Consider the following 21,558-nt stretch of genomic DNA (forward strand, 5'->3'; position numbering starts at 1 on the left):
GGATCAGGCCGTTCCGGCGGCTCTGGATCGTGCTCGGCGCGGCCTCCTTCGGCGACTGGCTCGGCCTGCTGGCCACCGCCCTCTTCGCCGCCTCCCAGGTGCAGGGCAGCACCGCCCAGGGCGCCGCGTTCGGCGGTGTGACCGCGATCCGGCTGCTGCCCGCGCTGGTGCTCGGCCCGGTGGCAGGCGTCTTCGCCGACCGGTTCGACAGGCGCTGGACGATGGTCATCTGTGACCTGCTGCGCTTCGTGCTCTTCGCGTCCATCCCGCTCTACGCCCTCTCCGGCGCCGCGGGCGGCCTGGTGGTCGGCTGGGCGCTCATCGCCACCTTCCTGATCGAGTCGATCACCCTGCTCTGGATCCCGGCCAAGGAGGCCGCGGTCCCCAACCTCATCCCGCGGGCCCGGCTGGAGGCGGCCAACCAGCTCACCCTGATCACCACGTACGGCCTCACCCCGATCGCCGCAGCCGTCGGCCTGGCCGTGCTCGACCGGGGCGTCCGTGGCGCCGTCGGCGGCGACCTGCCCTCCTGGGCCGAGCCGGCCCAGCTCGCGCTCTGGATCAACTCCCTGTCCCGGCTCGCCACGGCACTTGTGGTGGCCTTCGGGATCAAGGAGATCAGCGAGGCGCAACGCGGTGAGGTCGAGCGTGCCGAGCAGAGCATGTTCCGGCAGTTCTCCGAGGGCTGGAAGTACATCGGCAAGACCCCGCTGGTGCGTGGCCTGGTGCTGGGCATCTTCGGCGCGTTCGCCGGTGGTGGCATCGTGGTCGGCACGGCCAAGTTCTTCGCCAACTCGCTGGGCGCCGGCGACGCCGCGTTCTCGCTGCTCTTCGGCGCGATGTTCGCCGGTCTGGCCCTCGGCATCGGTCTCGGTCCGATGATCGTCAAGGACATGTCCCGGCGGCGGTGGTTCGGCATGAGCATCGTGCTGGCCAGCGCCGCCGTGATGACCCTCGCCTTCGCCATCCACCTGTCCATGGCGATCGTCGGCGCTGTCCTGGTCGGCGCCGGCGCCGGAATGGCCTTCCTGGCCGGCACGACACTGCTGGGCGGCGAGGTGGCCGACGAGGTGCGCGGCCGGGTCTTCGCTGTGGTGCAGATCGGCACCCGGCTGGTGCTGATCCTGGCCATCGGCCTGAGCAGCGTGTTGGTAGGCGTCGGCGGCTCCCGCGAGCTGACAATCGCCGACCTCGGCATCTCCGTCTCCTCCACCCGACTGCTGCTGCTCGCCGCCGGTGCCGCCGGCATCTTCGCCGGGATCAGCGCCTTCGGCCAGATGGACGACAAGAAGGGCGTCCCCGTCCTCGCCGACCTCTGGGGCTCGATCCGGGGTCGCCCGCTGATGCCCTCCGAGCCGTTCGTCTCCGCCGGGCTCTTCGTGGTGTTCGAGGGCGGCGAGGGCGCCGGCAAGTCCACCCAGCTCGCCGCGCTCGCCGAGCGGCTGCGCGGCCAGGGGCGCGACGTCCTGGTCACCCGGGAGCCGGGGGCCACGGCAGTCGGTCAGCGGATCCGGTCGCTTGTGCTTGACACCTCCGGCGACGAGGCGCCCTCCCCGCGCGCCGAGGCGCTGCTCTACGCCGCCGACCGGGCGCACCACGTGGCGGCCGTGGTCCGGCCCGCGCTGGTCCGTGGCGGCGTGGTGATCAGTGACCGGTACGTCGACTCGTCGCTCGCGTACCAGGGCGCCGGGCGGACGCTCCCGGTCGACGAGGTCTCCTGGCTCTCCTCCTGGGCCACCGGCGGTCTCAAGCCGGACCTGGTGGTGCTGCTCGACGTCGAGCCGCGGACCGGCCTGTCCCGGGTCGCCTCACGCAGCGCGGGCGCCGACCGGCTGGAGGCCGAGTCGATCGCCTTCCACGAGCGCGTCCGCTACGCCTTCCTGGACCTCGCCGCCGCCGACCCGAAGCGCTACCTGGTGCTCGACGCGTCGCGGCCGGCCGAGGAGATCACCGGGCTGGTGGTCCGGCGCGTACAGGAGATGCTGGGCAAGCCGGGCGGCATCGTGCACCCGCGCCCCGCCCAGGGCCCGGACACGTCGGTGCAGCCGGAGTTATCCGACGCGGAGTTGGTGATGATGGAGCACAAGACCTGATGCCGGACGTCTTCGCCGACCTGGTCGGTCAGGACGAGGCGGTCGCCGAACTGCGTCGGGCCGCTGCTGCGGCGGCGGCCGTGCTGCGCGTCGGCGCGGCCGACCGGGGGCCCGCGCTTGTCGCCGCCGGCCCGGCCGGCGCCACCGAGGCAGGTGACACCGTGCCCGGCGCGGTGGACCCGTCGACCGGGATGACGCACGCCTGGATCTTCACCGGGCCGCCCGGTTCCGGTCGCTCGGTCGCCGCCCGGGCCTTCGCCGCAGCCCTCCAGTGCGCGTACGGCACCGGCTGCGGCGAGTGCCCCGGCTGTCACACCACGATGGGCGGCACCAACGCCGACGTCCGGATGGTGGTGCCGGAAGGGCTCTCCATCGGCGTCGGCGAGATGCGCGCGCTGGTGCTGCGGGCGGCCAGCACCCCGTCCGGCGGGCGCTGGCAGGTGGTGGTCATTGAGGATGCCGACCGGCTCACCGAGGCGGCCGGCAACGCTCTGCTCAAGGCCATCGAGGAGCCTCCGCCGCGCACGGTCTTCCTGCTCTGCGCCCCGTCCACCCACCCGGACGACATCTCGGTGACCATCCGGTCGCGCTGTCGTGTCGTACCCCTGCGGCAGCCGCCGGCCGCGGCGGTGGCCGAGGTGCTGGTCCGTCGGGACGGCATCGCGCCCGACGTGGCGCAGTGGGCGGCGGCGGCCGCGCAGGGACACGTGGGTCGGGCCCGCCGGCTGGCCCGCGACCCGGAGGCCCGCAAGCGGCGTGAGGCGGTGCTGGCCGTGCCGCGCCGGCTGACAGGCGTCGGCGCGGCGTTCGACGCGGCGTCCGCGCTCATCGAGGCGGCCGAGGCGGAGGCCGAGGCATCGGTGTCCGAGGCCGACGCGACCGAACGGGCCGCGCTGGAGACCGCGCTCGGCGCGGGCGGCACCGGCCGCGGCGCGGCCGGCGCGATGCGCGGTGCCGCCGCGCAGCTCAAGGAGCTGGAGAAGCGGCAGAAGTCGCGGGCCACCCGGGCCCAGCGGGACGCGCTGGACCGGGCGCTCGTCGACCTGGCCGGCTTCTACCGGGACGCGCTCACCATGGCGCTGGGGGCACCTGTCGACCCGGTGCACACCGACACCGCCGCGCTCGCCGGCGCGGGGGCCCAGAAGTGGGACGCCGAAGGGTCGCTGCGCCGGCTGGAGGCCGTCCTCGCCTGCCGGGCGGCGATCGAGGCGAACGTCAAGCCACGGATCGCGGTCGAGGCGATGATGCTCGCCCTCTGGAAGGGCTGACCCGCAGCTCCAGCCGGTTGTCCACAGCCATCGACACGCGCGATTGCTGTGCGGTACGGTCCGGTGTGCCGTGGTGACGGCAACGGCACGCTCAGTGAGGGGCCATCCGGGAGGAGTCGCCGATGCCGCGGGGGGAGATCGACGAGGCCTGGATCGAGGAGGCGGTGCGGCGCTACCGCCGTATCGAATCGCTGCAGGCCGAGTTCGACCAGGCCGTGTCGACAGTCGAGGTCACCGTCCGGTCGCCGGACGGGTTGGTCGAGGTGGTGGTCACCGCCGGGGGGCGGATCACCGACGTCCGGTTCCTCGGGCCGCTGCACACCCGCAGCCCACGGGACGTGGCCGGCTCGGTGCAGGCCGCCGTCACCGCGGCGGCCGACGCCGCCGAATGGGCCCGGGAGAAGCTGCACAACGAGACCTTCGCCGCCTACCGACCGCTCGCGGGGGCCTGACATGGACGCACTGCGCGCGCTCTCCGCCCGTCTCGACGAGGCGAGCGCCACGCTCACCACCCTGTCCCACACGGTCACCGCCAGCGACCCCGCCCACGCCGCGTTCGGCGCGGACGCCCCGGGCCGCCCCGGCGAGATCGGTCGCGCGCTGCACCGCCAGTGGACCGCCGCCACCGACGACCGGGCCCGCGAGGCACGGGCCGCTGCCGGGCGGCTCGCCGCGGCCGCCTCGGCGGTCCGGGAGGCCGCCGACAGGTACGCCGAGGTCGACCGCGCCGCCCGCCGCCGGATCATCGGGGAGGCGTGATGGACCCACTTGATCGGCTCGCCGAACCGGGCCTCGACCTGCTCCACCGGGTGGACGCGTTGCTCGCGGCCGGCGTCCCCGAGGGGCACCGGGTCTGGCCTCTGCTGCGCCGGATGCAGGTGCTGCCGGGTGACGCCGTCCGCGGCTTCCTCGACCTCCACCCGGCGCCGCTCGTCAGCGCCGGGCACGCCGTCCGCCGGCTCGTCCGGGGGTACGACGACGTCGGCGCGGCCCTCACCGACCCGGTGCTCTGGTCCGGCCCGGCCGCCTCGGCGTACGGGCAGGAGCGCGCCGCCCTGCTGCGTCATCTCGACGAGGGCCCGGAGAGCCTGGTCGGTCGACTGGACTCCACCGCCGGGTACGCGGACGCGCTCGCCGACTGGGTGGAGGGCAGCCGCCTCGCCCTGGCCCGCACGATCGCCGACGTGCTGCGCTCGGCCGAGGCGGTGGCCGTGGTCGCCGCCACCGCCAGCGGCCCGCCGACGCGCCTGACGCCGGTCGGGCCGGGTGTCGCCGACGCGGCCGAGATCGCCGCGCGCGTGTTGGCGGTGCTGTGCGTCGCGTACGACGGCGCCGAGACACTGCTGCGCCAGTGGGCGCCGAGCCTGGCCGAGTCCACCTGGCGGTCGCCGCTGGACGGCCGTCCCCGCTACGACCAGCCCACCCGGGTCGGCTGGTAGCCGAGCGCCTGGTCGCCGGACAGGCCACGGCGCCGCTCGCGGGCGCCCGAGCAGAGTCGGCGCCCACGGCGACGCCGTGGTCTTCCCCCTGCACCCCCCGCAGGTCTGCCTCCACTCAACGCCGCCCGGAGGCGTTTGTCCCCCACCCAAGGCCGGAATCAACCGTCCGGGCGAGGCCCAACGGCACGACGGGTGGCCCGGCAATGGGTCGAGTCGACGGTCATGAATGGCGGTACGGCGATTGGTCGGTGCGACCTTTGCGGTGATGCGTCGTAAGGTGGGGGGATGGGCATGCTCTGCGCGGTCAGCTTCAACCGGTACGGGCGCCTCTACTACCTCGACCCGGGCGAGTTGCGCCCGCAGGTGGGCGACCGGGTGCTGGTGCCGACCGACGACGGACCCGAGGTGGCCGAGTGCGTCTGGGCCGCCCAGTGGGTGACCGAGGAGACCGACGGCTTCCCCCGGCTGGTCGGTTTGGCCGGCGACGACGACCTGCGCCGGGACGAGGCGCTGCGCCGTCGTAAGGCCGAGGCGAAGGTGGCGGCGAAGCGGCTGATCCGCGCGCACGGCCTCCCGATGAAGGTGGTGGCAGTCGACCACGTGCTCGGCGACGGCGACGGCGGCGGCGAACGCAGCACCGTCTACTTCACCGCCCCGCACCGGGTGGACTTCCGTTCCCTGGTCCGCGACCTGGGCGCCACCCTGCACTGCCGGGTCGAGTTACGGCAGCTCTCGGCACGGGATTCGGCACGCGTCCAGGGCGGCATCGGCTCCTGCGGTCGGGACCTGTGCTGCGCGACGTTCCTCACCGACTTCGAGCCGGTGACCATCCGGATGGCCAAGGACCAGGACCTGCCGCTGAATCCGCTGCGCATCTCGGGAGCGTGTGGCCGGTTGATGTGCTGCCTGAAGTACGAGCACCCGCTGTACCAGCGTTTCCAGGCGACCGCGCCGGCCGTCGGCAGCCGTGTCTCCAGCCCCGAGGGCGACGGTCGGGTGGTCGGCCACAGCGTGCCGCGCGACGCGGTGACCGTACGCCTCGACGCCGACGGCTCCCGCTGCTCCTGCTCCCGCGCCTCCGTCTGCGCTCCCCGCCAAGCCCACGACCAGCACTACACCCCCTAACCCACCCCCACCCCGCCCCCCACCCCCACCCCCCCCCCCCCGGTCGACTCGCGGTGATCAAGAGGTTTGCGTCATCCGGGGTCCGGTTTCTGACGCAAACCTCTTGATCACTCGGCGGCTTGGGGTCAGCGCAGGACTATCGGGGATTCCGTCAGGTGGGGGGTCAGCGGGGTTTTCGGGGTCAGCCAGCTTGCCGTTGGGGAGTCGTCGGGGTTCACCTGCCAGTCGCGGGAGACCCGGTCGATCCCGACCGGGTAGACGGTGAGCGTGCCGTCCGGGTCGATGCGCAGCCGCAGGAACGACTTGGAGTCCTCGATGCCCTGCCCCGCGAACAGTTCGTTGACGTTCACCCCGAACGAACCGGCGACCAGCAGGTACGCCGCAACCAACTGACTGGCCACCAGGCCGATGACCGGGCCGTACAGCACCGCCGCGGCGGCCGCCGGCAGCGGCCACGGCCAGTCGTAGAACGGCAGCGCCAACCAGACCCACGTGCCGCCGGCGGCCAGCGCCACCTGGGCCACGCCGTGGCTCACGCCGAGAATCCAGTGCCGCGCATGCCGCTTGCCGCTGGCGCTTGGCGGCTTGGCGAACAGCGCCGCCGCCACCACAGTCACGAGCACCATCAGCACCAGCGGGACGCTGAACAGTCGCTGGTTGGTGCTGTCGGCCCAGTTCGCCGTCGCGCCCGCCATGGCCAGCATCAGCAGGGTGTGCAGAGTGCCGAGCAGCGTGGTGAAGCCGGGATTACGGAACGGCAGTCGGGCGAAGATGCCCCAGCCGTAGCGCCGGGAGCGGGCCGCGTCCGGATAGCGGGCCACCAGGTCGTACGGCTGTGTGCGGCTGGCCCGTCGAGCCAGCGTGTCCCGGGGCGGCACCTCGATGCGTTCCGGCAGCTTGTGCGTGGGGTACAGGTACGCCCCGCCGCCGCCACAGGTGATCAACTGCCGGTCCGGGCCGGCATAGCGGGCGTAGTGGTGCAGGTCACCGGAGAGCAGCAGCCGCACCTTCGCCCCGGTCGGGTCGATGATGGTCCGGACGAAGTAGTCGATCGAGTCGTACGCCGTGGGGTCGTCGGCGGCCTTGACCCACGTCGGCGACGGCGCCGCGATGATCACCTTTGACTCCGGGGTGAGCCGCCGGGCGACCTCGTCGAAGTAGGCCAACTGCGGGTCGTCCAGGTACGAGCCGGACTGGTCGTCCACGCCCAGCAGCCACCAGCCGGCCGGCAGCTCCACCGCGAAGTACGACCGGGACTGCCCGGTGCGCCAGCCGGCGAAGTTACGGTCCCGGGAGCGGACGAACAGCCGCAGGAAAGCGGTCAGGCCGTCGTACCAGTCATGGTTGCCCGGCACCGCGAACAGCGTGGGAGCCTCGGGCGGGGTCGCCGGCAGCGCGGCCTGGTAGGGCCCCTTGCACCGGTTCTCGTACTCCGCGTAGGCCGCCGACGGGTACACCTGGTCCCCGCCCATCACCAGGGTCTGCGCCCGGGGCAGCCGGTGCCCGTCCACGGTCAGCTCCGGCTGCGCCAGCAGGTACGCGACGGAGTAGGTGGCGTGGAAGCCGTCACCGAGGTCGGCCACGTAGTCGAGCCAGAGCCCGCCGTCCGGCCCGGCCTGGCGGAAGATGCCGTCGCCGAAGGCGTTCTGCAACTCGCGCTTGTCGAGGTAGGCGCCGAAGAGGATCGCCAGCAGCGTCCGGATGCCGGTGCTGATCAACAGGAACGGGGCCAGCCAGGGCACCGGCTTGCGGGGGGTGAAGCCCAACTCCAGCGGATCGGTGGAGCGCGGCCGGCGAGGGGCCCGCTCCCCGTCGGGTTGCCCGCCCGCCGGGGTCTGGTGATCGTCGCGTTCGTCACTCACCCGCCGCAGCGTAGTACCGGTCCCGGCGAAGCGCCGTCCGGTAATCAGCCAGATGTCGGTTGTTGTCCGGTTGGTGCCAGCGGGGCGCTCGGGGGTATCCCGTTCGGTCCGGGGTCGAGGGGTGCCGTACACTTGCTGATCGTTGCCGCCTTAGCTCAGTCGGCTAGAGCGACGCACTCGTAATGCGTAGGTCGACGGTTCGATTCCGTCAGGCGGCTCGGTACAGAAGCCCAGGTCATTTGGCCTGGGCTTCGCCGTTTCCCCAGGTGCACGACAGTGCCGCCGGACGTGCCGGTCCGCAAATGGTCCGCATCCCGTGCCGCGACCGCCTCGTCCAGCCGAGACACCCGCAGGGCTGATGCCGCACCCCGAGGGCTGCCGCGCGTAGAACCTTGTCGCGTTCGGACGCGGGCCGGCTCGTCGGTCGTTGGCGCTTTCGGAGGTACGGCGGTCACGGGCGACACGATCGCTGTCGGCAGGTGTCAAATTCACGCGTAGCTTTGTGGCACCGGCCTCGTAGCATAGACGTGGGACGTTGGATCGGAGAGTGCGGGAGGAGCGGCATGAAGTTCGACATGGGAGCACAGACGCTCGGCAGCCTGACCAAGCAGACGCAGGGGTCGTCCGATGATCTCGGCTCTCTGATCAAGCAGCTGATCGCCGCAGCAGAGCCGTTGCAGGGCAATTTCAACGGTGCCGGACGGGTTGCCTTCGATTCGTTCAAGGCCAACGCCGATTCGATCACCGCGGATCTCAACTCCGCTCTGGGAGCGATTCTCGGAGGCCAGAGTGGAATGGACTCCGCCTTCGGTCAGGGTGACACCGAGATGGCGGACAACGCCTCGTCGACGGCGGGCACGGCGAACTTCGACGCGGCCAGGTTCTCGAGCAGCCGCTGACCCGGGGGGAGTGACAGTCATGAGCACAGACCGACGCAGTTTCGACACGGGCACGTCGCAGCAGGTCCAGGGCGACCTCGCCACCATCGTCGCCCGGCTGGAGGCAGTGATCTCGCAGCGCAGCGCCGACGTGGCGGGAGCCATGGCCGACTTCCAGGCCGACGGAGTCTCCGAGGACTACCGGACCGTCGAGGATCGGTGGAACCGCGCCGCAGGCGAGGTCCGCGCGATCATCGATCTGGTCAAGACCACCATGACGAAGAACGACGAGACGGCGAACACGACGCTGTCCCGGGCCCGTTCGGCGGTCCAGTCCATCGGTTGAGCCGTTTCCGACGAGTTGTTGACGAGGGAGCACGAGCGTGAGCGCCTGGGACATCTCCCCCGGTGGAGTGCGCGACGTCCTGAATCGCACACATGCCGCGGCCACCCCTTTCGAGGGGCAGATGACGAGCTTGAACTCGGCGCTGGAGGGATCCGCCACCGAGTCCAGTTCGGAGATCGTAGGCCAGGCACTTCAGGGCTTCGTGGAGTCCATTCGGACGGATCTTGAGTTCGTGTTCACCCGCACGGGGGCGTGCATACAGGCAGCGGCGCAGGCGACGAACGCCTACGTCGAAGGTGACCTGGAGATGGCCGCGAACGCGCAGCGCAGCGCAGCGGCAGCGCCCGACCCGTCGGCCACGATGCCGGGGCCGGGCCGTGCGGCGGTGCCCCGATGATCAACCCGGGGGAGATTCCGCAGATCCCCGGCAACATGGACGTGTTGGCCACCCACGCACAGACGGTTCGTACCACCGGCGGCGACTTCGCCAACACCGGCCAGGCTGTCGACAGCACCTTTCAGGGGCTGGCACCGGTATACAAGGCGCCGGAGGCGACGCAGCTCTTCGCCGCCACCGGCCCGGTACGCACGGTGTCGGCCTCGGTCGGCGAGGACATCCAGGCCGTCGGAGCAGCTCTGGCCACGTACGCCAGCGAGGTCAAGGAGATCAAGGCCCAACTCGCGGCCCTGAAGGGCCAGGCGGAACAGTTCGTCGGCTCGGTGAAGGACGACGAGGACTGGCGCGATGACGAGGGCAAGGTCGACCAGCACAACGGCCTGATCACCGCGGTGAATACGCAGGTGGCGGCGTTCTTCGAGGCGCAGCGCAAGTGCGCCAACACGATCAACGCGCTGTACGGCGGTCGCCAGTACCGGGCCGACAACGCCGATGGCCAGGCCGATGACGGCGAGTACGGCTTCACCGCCGACATGCTCAACGCCGCTGCCGGTGAGGACGGAGCCCTGCCGTGGGGCAGCAACGAGGAGCACGACCGCGGATTCTTCGGTGACGTCGGGGCGTTCTTCGTCGGCGTCGGCGAGGGCTTCGTCACCATGCTCGAGGACCTGGGTGGGCTGATCGGCCGGGATCCGACCACGGGCGAGTGGAGTTGGGGCACCGCCGGCGACTCCTGGCTGGGGCTCGGCAAGTTCGTGTGGGCCGTATCGATCTACATCAACCCGGTGACGATCGTGATCGACCAGACGGTAGGCATGCCGTTCATGGAGAAGGGTGAGGCGGGCAACCTCCTGCTCAATGCTGGCAAGAGCATCATCGCGTACGACACGTGGGGCGAGGACAAGTCGAAGGCCGCGGGCCTGGCGACGTTCAACATCGTCTCGGCTGTGGTCGGCACCAAGGGCGCCGGCTCCGGTCTGCGCGGCGCGGGCGCTGCGGTGAACAGCATCCGAGGCGGTGCCACCGCCGCCCGGATCAGCGCCGCGCTGATCCGCACCGGCAACTGGCTCGACAAGTTGCCCACTGTCGGCGAGGTGGCCATCAACTTCGCCAAGAAGTTCGACATCAAGATTCCGCAACTCGGGCTGGCCCCGGCGATCGTCGGCGACGTGCCGGTCGGCCGCGGCTTCGAGGTCGACATGCCCAACACTCGCGGCGGCGACGTGATGCACATGGACGGCGGCAACGGCCCCGGCGGCAACCTGCCCGGCGGCCACCATCCGGGCGACGTGACTCCGGGTGGGAACCTGCCGGACGGCAATGGGCCGGGTGGGAACCTGCCGGACGGCAATGGGCCGGGTGGGAACTTGCCGGACGGCAATGGGCCGGGTGGGAACCTGCCGGACGGCAATGCGCCCGACGGGAACACGCCCGGTGGAGGAGTCCCCGATCGGGGGCGGGATCTCACGCCGGGTGAGCAGCAGCGTCTCCTCGATCAGGCCGAGCGGCTCTCTCCCGCCGCCAGGACTCAGGTACAGGACCTGCTCGCCCGTACCGACCTGCCGGACGGTGTGGCCAACCGGGCGGCACGGGACTTCATGGACCTGCAGGAATCCGGGCGATTGGCGGGAGGCGTCGACCGGCAGGGGGACATCTTCCGCGACATGCTCGACAACCTCAGCGGGGACCGCTCCGCCTTTGAGGGCGCGGCGACGGAGTTGCGCGCCGCGAACGAGGTGCTGCAGAGCGGTGATCTGGCCCCCGGCAGCAAGATCGGTCTGAACGTTGTCGCTGGTGAACGGGTCAACCTGGGCAACGGCACGGTCGTCGACACCGGTCGCATCCCCGAAAGCGATCTCGTCTACCAGACTGCAGACGGCAACGTCCATGTGACGGAGGTCAAGGCCACCGCCCAGACCGTGGCCAACAAGTTCCGATCCGATCCCGCACAGTTGGAGCGCATGCTCGACTGGCGTGACGGCGCCCCGGGGCGCGAGGTGAGCGTCCGGGTTGGCACCGACGAGGGCTGGACGGGCCTTTTCAGCCGCGCTGGCAACGATCCTCCGCAGCTGGCGATCGAACGACTCGCCGACCAGAACGTACCGATTACCATCGGCGGGCGTACCTTAACCCCGCAGCAGTTGACCGCGCTGCACGAGGCGGTGGAGCGGGCCGCGGCCGACCCGGCGCATCCGATGCGCAAGCCGGCGGTGTGGTTCGGCGAGCACCTGCCGAACCTCGACGCGGCACGTGACTTCCTCAGGCCCTACGGAGTTGATTTTCTGTGACCGGTCCCTGGGTTTCCCACGAACTTCTGGCCGCCGTGCCAATTCCATGGCGGCTGGCGGATCCCGTCGAGCGCGGCAAGGCGACGCGCGAGCTGCTGCCCGGCCCGCAGCAGCGGGCCGAAGCCCTACGGGCGTTGGAGACGTGCCTCGCCTACCTGGTGGACGTCCGGGACCGTTACGGCGACGAGACGGACTGGGGGCTTCCCAAGGCGTTCTTCGACGACTACTGGTTCATCCTGTACGCACGGCTCAAGCAGTCGATGCCGACCCTTGCCGATGTCACGCCCGAGAGGGTGCGCGACTGGACCGAGGCTTACCTGGACTCGGAGGATGTCTTCGGCGTCACGTGGACGACGCCACCGGACGAGGTCATCGACAGCATTGGTCGATCGTGGGTCTTCTTCATTATCCAAGGAGCGACGGAGAGTCTGGTCCGCTGGTTCCGCAGCGTGGGCCCTGATCATCTGGACGATGTGGAACGTGCCCGGGTGGTCGACCTGCTCAAGGAGGCGACACCTCGCTTGCAGTGGCGCCTTACGATCGTCACCGTCCCGACGATTCTGGATCTCGGCGGGCCCGAGGAGAAGGGCTACTTCGATCGGTTGGCGAGCGATGCGGGCCTGCACGAGAAGACCCGCGCCGAAGCGGAGAGCGTGAGCTCGTTCATCGACCGCCAACACGAGCCGATCTAGGGGACGTTCAAGCCCTGGCGGCGTAGCACCGCGCCGAGCGTGTTTCGTACCGGGTATCGGGTCGCCGCCCAGTCGATACCACGATGCTCGTCGAGTGCCAGTCTGCCCGGGCGGTGGGGACTTGTCAGGCACACCGGATGGCCGAGGCGGAGAGCGAACGTTGGTTCGTCAGACGGGGAGCCGCCCCTACGAGACGGGCGACCCCGACCGCCCACACGAGCGGATCTAGCGGGGGACGTTCAGGCCGTAGCGACGCATCACCGCGCCGAGCATCTCGTACGGCGCGCCGGGGCCGCCGTCCAGTCGATACCACCACGCGCGTCGGGCGCCCCGCCCCAACGGGCGACCCATGACCACATCCTGCGCAGACTCGACGGGGCTCTCCTGGTGGCCGACCAGAATGCCCCACGGCAGCGCCGGCATGCTCGGCGTGCTCGACCGCAGCCCGCCGGATCGGCCCGGGTGCACGGTCACGATCATGCTGCGGGCGGTGCCGGCCAGCTTCTCGGCGAGCCCCTCGACCGCCGTCTCCTCGACGGTGGACAGGGGAGGGCCGGCCAGCCGGAGTTGTTCGCGGAGGCCGACGTCGACCCGCTCGACCGTCAGCACCCCCAGGGTGGGGGAGGTGCGCTCGCCGCCGACGATGGTCAGGCTGGTGGGGGCGGGTGCGCGCGTTCGACAGAAGGCCGTGAGGTCGTGGCGTGACCACGGCTCGGTGACCGGTTCGGCGACGCCCCACCCGGCCGGGTCGCCGCCGGTGAGTGCACGGACTGCGGCTTCGGTGCTGGCACCCAGTCGCAGGGCCTCGGTGGCGGGGTGCAGGGTGACGATCTGGATTTCCAGGCCGCCCGTCCAGGGTGCGTCGTCAGGTGGCGAACCGGCGGGCTGGGAGGCATCGGCACCGGCGAAGCGGTGACCGTCCCAGCGCAACGGAAGGCCGGTGAGCCCGTCGCGGTACCTGTCGCCCGTCCGCACCACCCACTGCCCCTGTGCCTGGGCGAGCATCATCTCCAACGGGTACGTGATGACGCCGTCCGCAGGCGTGACGACCTGGAGCAGCAGTCCATCGCGTACCGCGTCGACTGCGGCTTCGGCGAGCCAGGGTGCCAGGCCGACCACCGCGCGGTCCTGGTGGAGGACGACGGCCCGGTCGGTGATCGTGTCGGTCGCGCCGTTCATCGGCTCATCCATGTCAGCCCTCCCGTGATCTCGACCAGTGCGGCGGTGAACCGGCGGGCCACCTCCGCGGCCTGCGGGTCGGCACCCGGTGCCCGGCTCTCCACCCACCACACCGGCTCGGGCACGTCGTCGGCGGGGGCGAGGCCCAGCAGCCGTTGCGCCTCGCCGGGAACGCGCACCAGACGGGCGGTCTCGACGCTCAGGAGCAGACGTCCGTCGCCCGGGTCGAACAGCTGCACCAGCCCCGCCGCCTCGATCGTGTCCATCTTCAGCTCGGAGCCGGCCGCGATCAGGGCGCCGAGCATCGCGGCGGCATCGGGCTCGGCGCGGCACAGCGCCACCGCATCGAATGTCATCAGTCCTCCTTCGTCTGGCCGGTGTACGCGGTCTGCACCATGCGGGGGCCGTCGCCGGGGCGGATCAGTTGCGCGCGGCCGGTCGGCAGGACCATCGGCCGTACGCCCGAGAACAGTTGACCCTCCGTCCGGTCGCCGGACATGAGCAGGCTCAGGCAGCCCGCCTCGCGCACGGCAAGCGGGAACGGCTCGAACAGGCCGCGCGAGGCGCCGGCCACCCGCCGGGCCATCACGACGTGCAGCCCGGTGTCCCGACCGGACGCCACGTGTGGGACCAGCGCGCCGAGCGGCTGCGTGGCGGACGCGGCAAGGATGTCGTAGTCGTCGATGAGCAGCACGATCCGGGTGCGCGCCGCCTCGGACGACTGCCGTTTCGCCAGCTCGTCGCCCACCGCCCTCGACAGTTGCTGGGCGAGCGTCGAGTTCGGGGCGTATCCGCCGCAGTAGGAGTCGGGCACCACGTCGGCGAGTGCGCGGCGGGGGTCGAACACGGCGAACACCAGTTCCTCGGACGTGTACTGCCCCATCAGCTCCTCGGCGACCAGCCGCAGCAGGTTCGTCTTTCCGGTCCGGGGGTCCCCGAGGACGAGGAGGTGCTGGTCGCGGCCGAACAGGTCGACGACGGCGGGGGCGAAGTCACTCTCGTAGCGACCGAAGGGAACCACTCCGTGGCCGGCGGGGGCGTCGGCGAGGTCGGCCACGGGGAGCACGGCGGGCAGGACCCGGACTGGTGGCGGCAGCGCCCCCGTCCAGGCTGCTCGCACCAGCCGGGTGGCGGCGATCAGACCGGCGTTGCCCGGGTCCGGGATTCCGTCCAGGCGGGGCAGCGCGACCTGGGCGAACAGCTTCTCGCTGGTGAGAGCCCGTCCAGGCTGGTCGGGTGGGACACCTCGGGCCTGCCGGCCGTCGATGCTCGACTCCGCGGGCTCGGTGAGCCGCAACTCGACCCGGTTGGCGAAGGCGACCTGCTGCGCGGCACGCACCTCGTTCCACCGCCGGGCGGTACCGATCACGTGGATGCCGTAGCGGCCGCCCCTGGCGAGCAGGCCGTGCACCTTGGTCTCCAGACTCTCGAACTCGGCGTTGAGCTGGCCGTACCCGTCGATCAGCAACACCACGTCGACGCAGCCGACCTCGGTGCGCACGCTCTCGTCGGCGTGCCGCAGGTCCTCGACCGTGTCGAACTGGTGGCGGCTGAAGATGCGTTGCCGCTGGGCGAGCATCGCGTGCACCTCGTCGACGACGCGGCGGACGCGTTCGCGGTCCTCGCGGCTGGCGACGCCGCCGACGTGCGGGAGCCCGGCGAGCCCCGCCAGGCCGTTTCCGAGCAGGTCGATGCCGTAGATGCCGACGTCGGTGGGGCGATGGGTGGTGGCCAGGCCGAGCGCGAGGGTACGCAGCACGGTGGTCTTGCCGCTGCCGGGCCCGCCGAGGACGAGCAGGTTGCCGCCGCTCCCGGCGAGGTTCAGCACCCAGGGGCCCTGCCACTGACGGGCCGGATCGTCGAGACGGCCCAGCGGAACCGGCAATCCGACGCCGGAGCGCGACCGGTCTCCCAGCCGTACGCCCTCCGGCGTGGTGACCACCCCACCGCCAGCCTCGTCGAGGGTGAGCAGGGGTGGCAGGGGAGGCAACCAGATCGCCGTGACCCGCTGCCCGCTCGCCGCCATCTGCCCCACCACTGTCGACAGCAGGGTCGGCCCGGTGGTGCGGCGGGTCGCCTTCGGCTCCTCGGGCACGCTCTCGTCGACCTCGGTGCGCGCCGTGCCGAACAACGGCATCGGCTTCGCCATTGGCCCGACGATCGGGGCGAGTTCGGCGTCCGCGCCGTTGCTGAGCGGGCCGGAGACGTACGCGGCCTTGAACCGCTGGTAGATCGACACGTCGACCTTCAGGTAGCCGTTGCCGGGCAGCGGCGGCAGGTGGAACGCGTCGACAGTGTCGAGGACGGTGCGCGACTCCATCTCGGTGAGCGTACGAAGGCCGATCCGGTAGGCGAGATAGTTCTCCAGGCCGCGCATCTTGCCCTGTTCGACGCGCTGGCTCGACAGCAGCAGGTGCACGCCGATCGACCGCCCGATCCGCCCGATCCGCAGGAACAGGTCGATGAACTCCGACTTGGCGGCGAGCAGCTCACCGAACTCGTCGATGAGCACGAGGAGGTGGGGCAGCGGGGGCAGGTCGGTGCGCTCGCCCTGGGCAGCGCGGAGCATGTGGTACTCGGTGATGTCGGTGACCCTGCCGGCGTCGGCGAGCACCTGCTGGCGGCGCTGCACCTCGCCGTCGAGGCTCGTGTACATCCGCTCCACGAGCGCCGCGTCGGCGACCAGGTTGGTGATCAGACCGGCCAGGTGCGGCAGTTCGCTGAACGGCGCGAAGGTGGCCCCGCCCTTGTAGTCGACGAGGACCATCGCCATCCGTTCCGGCGGGTGACTCGCCGCCAGGGCGAGCACGAGCGTACGCAGCAGTTCGCTCTTGCCCGAACCGGTCGCCCCGACGCAGAGCCCGTGCGGCCCCATCCCGAGTTGTGCGGGCTCCTTCAGGTCGAGCAGCACCGGGCGCCCCGCCGGGTCGACCCCGATCGGGACGCGGAGGAAGTCCCGCTCTCCCCGCGGCCGCCAGAGGTGGGCCAGATCCAGGTCGGTGGGGTCGGACAGGCCCAACAGGTCCTGGAAGTCGGCCGGTGGCGTGCCGGTGCCGTCGTCGTAGGAGTCGGCGGACAGCCGCAGCGGCGCGATGCTGCGGGCCAGACCCTCCACCAGTGGGGCCGGCGCCTCGTCGAGGTTGCCACGTACGGTCACCGCCGGGGACGCGGTGAGATCCTCCAGGGTGAGCGAGTCGCCGTCGATGGTGATCCGGCGGGAGATGTCGCCCGGTTCGTGCAGCCGGTCGGCGAGCAGGTGCACCACGGTGATGCCGAGGCTGGCCAGACCGACCGTCTGGTCGGGGCTGGCCAGTACGCGGGCTAGTTCACCGTGGGCGTCGTCGATGACCACCAGCCGCGACCGGGCCTTCGCCTCCGTACGCCCGACACCGTGCCGGAACGACTTGAGCGCGCTTGTGGTCCGTTCCTCCAGATCCTCGCCGAGCAGTTCGACGAGCGTCTGCGCGGCGGTGACCAGCAGCGGGGTCGGGCCGGACGGGCCGATCGACGTCCGGTCGAGCAGATGTGGCAGCCACCGTGCCCACCGCCAGGCCCGGGCTCGCTCGGGGCTGGTGATGATCGCGAGCTGCACGTCGTCGGGAGCGTGGAAGGTGGCGACCTGCACGAGGATCGCCCGGGCCAGGGCGACCGCCTCGGTGTAGTTCGGCGTTATCACGCTGACATCCCCGGCGCAGTCCAGGTTCGCTCGCAGCGGCAGCCCGGGTGTCAGCGCGTATCGGTGGATCAGGGAGCGCGCCTCGTGGCGCATGAACGGATCGAGGGGATTGGTGGGGGTGCTCTGCTCGCGCAGCTCGAGCGTCCGGACGGGTAGCGAGCCCATGCCCAGCCGTACGTGCAGGAAGTCGATGTCGGCGCGTCGGCGTTCCCACAGTCGGGCCGGGCTGCGGATCACGTCGAGCAGCCGGTTCACCGGCGGGTCGAGGAGGTTCGCCTCCTCCCGCAGACGCTGCTCGGTGTCGCGCAACTGGTCGCGTAGTTCCTCCAGGTAGTCCTGGTAGCGCTCACGCTGCGCCCGGCGCTGCCGGCCGGCCTTACCCAGCTGGGTGAGGTACATCGCCCCGGCGGCGCCCAGGGCCGCCACCATGACGACCGCGCCCAGAGCCGCGAATCCGGAGCCGCGCAGGAACATCATCATGCTCATCGCCACACCCGCGCCGGCCATGGGCAGCAGCGCCTGGAGCCCCATCGCGGACTTGCCGTCGGGCAGTTGCGGTGGTGGGTCCAGCACGAGTGGATCCATGGCGGACATCGGGCGGGCCATCCGGGCGGGGCGATGCACCATGCGCGTCGACATGTCGGGGCCTCCGGTCACATCCGCCGAGCGCGACCCAGAGCCAACGCGGCGGCGCGGGTCGCCTCCACGAGCGTCGCCTCGCCGATCCGCGAGGGCGTGATGAGCGCACCGGCGGCCAGGTGACGGTCGTAGGGCAGCACCACCATCGGTACGCCGGTCTGCTCGATCAGCTCACGGGCGGCGCCGTGGATCAGCGTCGCGCGGCCGTGGGGGTTGCTCGCGCTCAAGACGACGACCACCCGCGTCAGCCACGACCCGTATCCGTCGTCGACGATCCGGCGCAGCGTCTGGTACGTGCCCCGAACCCCGTCGGGTGTCGCCGCCGCGACGAGCACCACCGCGTGCGCGTCGGCCATCACCCCCGCCGGTGTACGGGACTCCAGGCCGGGCGGGCAGTCGGTGACAGCGACGGCGAACAGGCGCGACAGCGCGCGTGTGACAGCGGTGCACAGGTTCGGGTCGGCGCTGCCGCTCGGCAGCACCCAGAGGCCCGTCCCGGTACGTGGCAGGAGTGGTTCGAGGTCGCGCAGCTCGCCGCCCCGGGCCGCGAGCAGACCGGGTGCCAGTCGTTGCAGCGACGGCTCGCTCGGGGCGCCGAGCCGCCAGGTCAGCGAGCCCTCGTACGGGTCGGCATCGGCTGCGAGCACCGGATCGGCACGCCGCGCGGCGAACACCGACGCCAGCAGCGCGGCGACCGTGGTCTTCCCCGCGCCACCCTGCACGGAAGCCACAGCGATCCGCCGGCCGGTGTGTACGGGTGCCTGCACCTCGGCGGCGAGGTCGACGAGTTCTCGCGTCTGCCGGCCGCTGGCGAACATCCGGCTGGCGCTGCGCCACGTACGCCGGAGCGCGGAGTCGCCGAAGGGAGGCCGACGCCCGATCGGCAGCTCGTCCGGCTCCGACGTGGGCGTGCCGGCCGGCGGCGGGGTGCGCGGCGGTGCCGGAAGTGGCGGTGCCGGGCCGGGCACCGGTGGAGCGCTCATGCCACCGCCTCAGTCATCAGAAGGTGTCGAGAAGTCGCGAGTAGAGCCCGAACACCCCGACGGCCACGGGGACCAGCGCCAGCACGGTCAGGGCCTCGACGCGATCGGCGACCTGCCGGCCTCGTGCCAGGACGTGTGGCGGTGGCCGGTACGCCAGGATCGCCAGGGCCACCGCACAGACGCCGAGTGCTGCCACCGCTGTGGCCCACCACGTGTCGGGCCTTTCCCGTATCCAGCACATCAGCAGGCCGCCCGTGATGGTCAGCGCGCCGGTCACCAGCGCCACCACCTCCGCCGCCAGCGGGAAGGCGCGCATCCGCAGCAGCAGGGCCCCGCCCACCAGGGCTGCCAGCGCCAGCCTCCACGGGCCCGGTGCCGACGCGAGGATGAGCCCGGCGAGCGTCGCCGACGTCGCCGCCGCGATTGCCGCGATGGCCAGCCCGCGGTGCGCGGAGTCGACTGCGGCCTGGACCGATACGCGGCTCACCGTCTCGTCGTTGCTGCGTCGGTCGTCGAGACGGGTGAGGCCCGACGCGATCATCGCGATCCGTGGCAGCAGCCCCAGCACGCCCACCGACGCGATCGCCAGCACCGCCGCGACCCGCTCGGCGGGCATGCCGAGCAGCAGCGGCACGCTCCAGCCCGCGGCCAGAAGCAGGATCGTGCCGCCGCCGAGGACGCCGGCACGCCCGTTGCCCGTCACGGCACCCAGGGCGAGGACGGCGCAGCCGATCCCGACGGCCCACAGTGCCCAGCGGGGGGTAGGGGCGTCCGTCCAGCCGGGCACGGTGGTCAGCACCATCGCGGCGCCGCTCAGCAGCACCGCCACCCCGATGGTCCGTCTGCCCGTCATCCCGACGAAGAGGCCGGACAGGGCGACCGCGCCGCCGACGACGCTGACCACGGCGGGCCCGAGGTGCGGGCCGGCGAGCAGCGCCGCCACCGTGGCGGCGACCAGGCAGGCCGCGGTGGCGGTCCACGTCCGTGCGGCGTCGCCCCACCGGCCGTGCCGGCGATTGAGATCGTCGCCGACCTCGTCGGAGACGTCGTGGACGATCGCCGCCGGTGGCGCCTCGGAGATCGGGTCGACCCGTAACAACGCGCCGTCGGGGACGGCGGCCTGCCGGAGGCTGCCGGCCGGGTCGAGCACCGTGCCGTCGAGGGTGCTGATCTGGTAGCCCCGCGAGTCGTCCGTGGGCGGGTGACCGACCAGGGCGACGACCTCGGGCAGCAGCAGGCCGAGCGGCTCGTCGGCGGGCAGCACGAGGTCGATGCGTCGGTGTGGACCGGCCAGGGTCACCCGACTGAGGTGACCCGCGGAGGCGAGGGTCTGCGGTTGCGTCATCGTGGACCCGCTGGTTGGGTCGGTGCCGGGTTGCGTGCCTTCTGCTGCTCGGCGACGACGTTCTGCAGGAAGGACCAGCCCACACAGACGGCGCAGGCCACCGCCGCCAGTACGAGACCGGTGCGCAGCCACCTGAACCCGTCGCCCGTGGCGCGGACCCGGCGCTGCCGGCCCCACAGCAGCAGCTCACGCATCCGGGCGCGGCGAACCGCGACGGACTCGATGAGCTGAGTGTCGAATTCCCGGGCCACGGCTCGATTCTATCCACGGCCGCTAATTCGATCGGGGGCGTGAAATCGCGGTGTCGGGTCGGCCCGGTGCGACGGCGCACTGATGGTGATCAACTTGTCGGGTCGCACGTACACCCGGTCCGGGGCCGTCGGGCCGCCGGTCGCCGTCGTTGGTGGACCTCGGCGGTGGCGTGGCCGGGCGGCCTACGGGTGGCCGGTCGTCGCGAGCGCGGCGGCCACGCGCGGCGCCTCGTGTCGGCCCTGGTCCCGCCCGGCGGCCACGAGCGCGGGCACGACGGACCTGTCCATCACGCTCGTTCCCTGAGCCCGCTTGGACGCCGGGTCGCGTGTCAGCAGCTCGACCCGGCGACCGGCGTCCAGCGCGGCCCGCTGCCTCTCGATGCGGGCCCAGGGGCCGATGGCGGCGGTGCTGGGCGCGAGGGCGATCACCGGACCGTTTCCGGGCGCGAGGTCGAGATTGAGTGCGGACCGCATGCCGCCGTCCATGTAGCGGCGACCGCCGACGGACACCGGTGCGGCGGACTGCGGCATGGCGCAGCTCGCGGCGACGGCATCCAGGAGGGGTGTGCCGTCGCGCCGCGTGAAGACGCGGAGAGCGCCCGAGTCGACGTCGACCGCGGTGATGCGGAGGTCGGTGTCCCTCCAGGTGTGGTCCGGCAGCCGGGCCTCCGCGATCCGGCGCTGCCGCGACGGGTCGTCAATGCGCGACGAGAGGGCGAGTCGGCCGAGACGGCGAGCGGCCTGCTCTGGGTCGCGGACGAACAACTGCGCCCGTGCGAGCCGCAGGAGGGCGAGCAGGCCCAGCGCGGGCGCGGTCTCGTGGGCCACACCGCGGCGCTGGCGCTCGTACAGCTCGGCCAGGGGTGTCCCGCTGGCGACCTGGGCGCCCACCACGGCGCCGGCGCTCGTACCGATGACCACCGCGTCCGGGGCCACGGTCACCCCCTCGTCCGCGAGTCCCGTGAGGACGCCCACCTCCCAGGCGATACCGACGACGCCACCGCCACCGAGGACCCAGACGGGCCGCGCGTCGTCCGCCATCAGTGCCTTCTTTCCCGTCCGGATAACTGCTAACGCTGTTCGCAGTTCAAGCTAGC

Annotated in this window: 19 protein-coding genes and 1 tRNA gene; 12 read left to right on the plus strand and 8 right to left on the minus strand. The window is 71.9% G+C overall.

The annotated features are described in order from the left end of the window. The first annotated feature begins 2 nt into the window (after positions 1 to 2). The 6 genes from tmk to OOJ91_RS23380 all read left to right on the plus strand — a co-directional run bounded on the left by tmk (position 3) and on the right by OOJ91_RS23380 (position 5,925). Positions 3 to 2,093: a dTMP kinase gene (tmk, locus tag OOJ91_RS23355; protein WP_266249822.1), complete on the plus strand. Its 2,091-nt coding sequence runs from the start codon at positions 3 to 5 to the stop codon at positions 2,091 to 2,093. After that, positions 2,093 to 3,361 (plus strand): DNA polymerase III subunit delta', encoded by a 1,269-nt coding sequence (locus OOJ91_RS23360; RefSeq protein ID WP_266248199.1) that lies wholly within the window; start codon positions 2,093 to 2,095, stop codon positions 3,359 to 3,361. Before tmk ends, OOJ91_RS23360 begins: the two co-directional genes overlap by 1 nt. Positions 3,362 to 3,483: 122 nt before the next feature. Beyond that, positions 3,484 to 3,813: a YbaB/EbfC family nucleoid-associated protein gene (locus OOJ91_RS23365; RefSeq protein WP_007454690.1), complete on the plus strand. Its 330-nt coding sequence runs from the start codon at positions 3,484 to 3,486 to the stop codon at positions 3,811 to 3,813. A 1-nt stretch (position 3,814) separates the two neighbouring features. Then, a complete protein-coding gene (locus OOJ91_RS23370; protein ID WP_266248202.1) occupies positions 3,815 to 4,120 on the plus strand; it encodes a hypothetical protein in 306 nt (101 codons plus the stop codon). Continuing rightward, positions 4,120 to 4,800: a hypothetical protein gene (locus OOJ91_RS23375; protein WP_266248203.1), complete on the plus strand. Its 681-nt coding sequence runs from the start codon at positions 4,120 to 4,122 to the stop codon at positions 4,798 to 4,800. Before OOJ91_RS23370 ends, OOJ91_RS23375 begins: the two co-directional genes overlap by 1 nt. A 285-nt stretch (positions 4,801 to 5,085) precedes the next feature. Beyond that, the gene (locus OOJ91_RS23380; RefSeq protein WP_266248205.1) at positions 5,086 to 5,925 is read left to right on the plus strand and encodes a PSP1 domain-containing protein; all 840 of its coding nucleotides are present in this window, start codon (positions 5,086 to 5,088) and stop codon (positions 5,923 to 5,925) included. 125 nt (positions 5,926 to 6,050) lie between these two features. Here OOJ91_RS23380 and OOJ91_RS23385 read toward each other — a convergent pair whose 3' ends face one another. Then, positions 6,051 to 7,787 carry a metallophosphoesterase family protein gene (locus OOJ91_RS23385; protein WP_266248207.1) on the minus strand — a complete coding sequence of 579 codons (1,737 nt, stop codon included), beginning with the start codon at positions 7,785 to 7,787 and terminating at the stop codon, positions 6,051 to 6,053. Between the two features lie 144 nt (positions 7,788 to 7,931). Between OOJ91_RS23385 and OOJ91_RS23390 the strand changes: the two genes are divergently transcribed. The 6 genes from OOJ91_RS23390 (at position 7,932) to OOJ91_RS23415 (ending at position 12,388) form a co-directional block, all read left to right on the plus strand. After that, a tRNA-Thr gene (locus tag OOJ91_RS23390) sits at positions 7,932 to 8,005 on the plus strand. Between the two features lie 345 nt (positions 8,006 to 8,350). After that, positions 8,351 to 8,686, plus strand: a complete 336-nt coding sequence (locus OOJ91_RS23395; protein ID WP_266248208.1) for a hypothetical protein — start codon at positions 8,351 to 8,353, stop codon at positions 8,684 to 8,686. 19 nt (positions 8,687 to 8,705) lie between these two features. Beyond that, on the plus strand, positions 8,706 to 9,011 hold the full coding sequence (locus OOJ91_RS23400; RefSeq protein WP_266248209.1) for a pore-forming ESAT-6 family protein: 306 nt from the start codon (positions 8,706 to 8,708) through the stop codon (positions 9,009 to 9,011). Between the two features lie 37 nt (positions 9,012 to 9,048). Beyond that, the gene (locus OOJ91_RS23405) at positions 9,049 to 9,408 is read left to right on the plus strand and encodes a DUF6507 family protein (RefSeq protein WP_266248210.1); all 360 of its coding nucleotides are present in this window, start codon (positions 9,049 to 9,051) and stop codon (positions 9,406 to 9,408) included. Positions 9,409 to 9,602: 194 nt separating this feature from the next. Further along, positions 9,603 to 11,696 (plus strand): hypothetical protein, encoded by a 2,094-nt coding sequence (locus tag OOJ91_RS23410; RefSeq protein WP_266248211.1) that lies wholly within the window; start codon positions 9,603 to 9,605, stop codon positions 11,694 to 11,696. Continuing rightward, positions 11,693 to 12,388 (plus strand): hypothetical protein, encoded by a 696-nt coding sequence (locus tag OOJ91_RS23415; RefSeq protein WP_266248212.1) that lies wholly within the window; start codon positions 11,693 to 11,695, stop codon positions 12,386 to 12,388. Before OOJ91_RS23410 ends, OOJ91_RS23415 begins: the two co-directional genes overlap by 4 nt. 225 nt (positions 12,389 to 12,613) lie before the next feature. Here the strand turns inward: OOJ91_RS23415 and OOJ91_RS23420 are convergent, their stop codons facing one another. The 7 genes from OOJ91_RS23420 to OOJ91_RS23450 all read right to left on the minus strand — a co-directional run bounded on the left by OOJ91_RS23420 (position 12,614) and on the right by OOJ91_RS23450 (position 21,502). After that, entirely contained in the window at positions 12,614 to 13,579 is a 966-nt protein-coding gene (locus tag OOJ91_RS23420; protein WP_266248213.1) for a DUF6177 family protein, read from the minus strand. After that, positions 13,564 to 13,923 (minus strand): hypothetical protein, encoded by a 360-nt coding sequence (locus tag OOJ91_RS23425; protein WP_266248214.1) that lies wholly within the window; start codon positions 13,921 to 13,923, stop codon positions 13,564 to 13,566. Before OOJ91_RS23425 ends, OOJ91_RS23420 begins: the two co-directional genes overlap by 16 nt. Further along, on the minus strand, positions 13,923 to 17,882 hold the full coding sequence (eccCa, locus tag OOJ91_RS23430) for a type VII secretion protein EccCa (protein ID WP_266248215.1): 3,960 nt from the start codon (positions 17,880 to 17,882) through the stop codon (positions 13,923 to 13,925). The genes OOJ91_RS23425 and eccCa overlap by 1 nt, the downstream gene beginning before the upstream one ends. A 14-nt stretch (positions 17,883 to 17,896) precedes the next feature. Further along, entirely contained in the window at positions 17,897 to 18,865 is a 969-nt protein-coding gene (locus OOJ91_RS23435; protein WP_266248216.1) for a MinD/ParA family ATP-binding protein, read from the minus strand. 16 nt (positions 18,866 to 18,881) lie between these two features. After that, on the minus strand, positions 18,882 to 20,210 hold the full coding sequence (gene eccD / locus OOJ91_RS23440) for a type VII secretion integral membrane protein EccD (protein ID WP_266248218.1): 1,329 nt from the start codon (positions 20,208 to 20,210) through the stop codon (positions 18,882 to 18,884). Beyond that, positions 20,207 to 20,461 carry a hypothetical protein gene (locus OOJ91_RS23445; RefSeq protein ID WP_007454723.1) on the minus strand — a complete coding sequence of 85 codons (255 nt, stop codon included), beginning with the start codon at positions 20,459 to 20,461 and terminating at the stop codon, positions 20,207 to 20,209. The genes eccD and OOJ91_RS23445 overlap by 4 nt, the downstream gene beginning before the upstream one ends. Before the next feature lie 183 nt (positions 20,462 to 20,644). After that, positions 20,645 to 21,502 (minus strand): patatin-like phospholipase family protein, encoded by an 858-nt coding sequence (locus OOJ91_RS23450; protein WP_266248220.1) that lies wholly within the window; start codon positions 21,500 to 21,502, stop codon positions 20,645 to 20,647. Positions 21,503 to 21,558: the final 56 nt, after the last annotated feature.

Source organism: Micromonospora lupini, from assembly GCF_026342015.1.
In the GTDB taxonomy this organism is placed as follows: Bacteria; Actinomycetota; Actinomycetes; order Mycobacteriales; family Micromonosporaceae; genus Micromonospora; species Micromonospora lupini_B.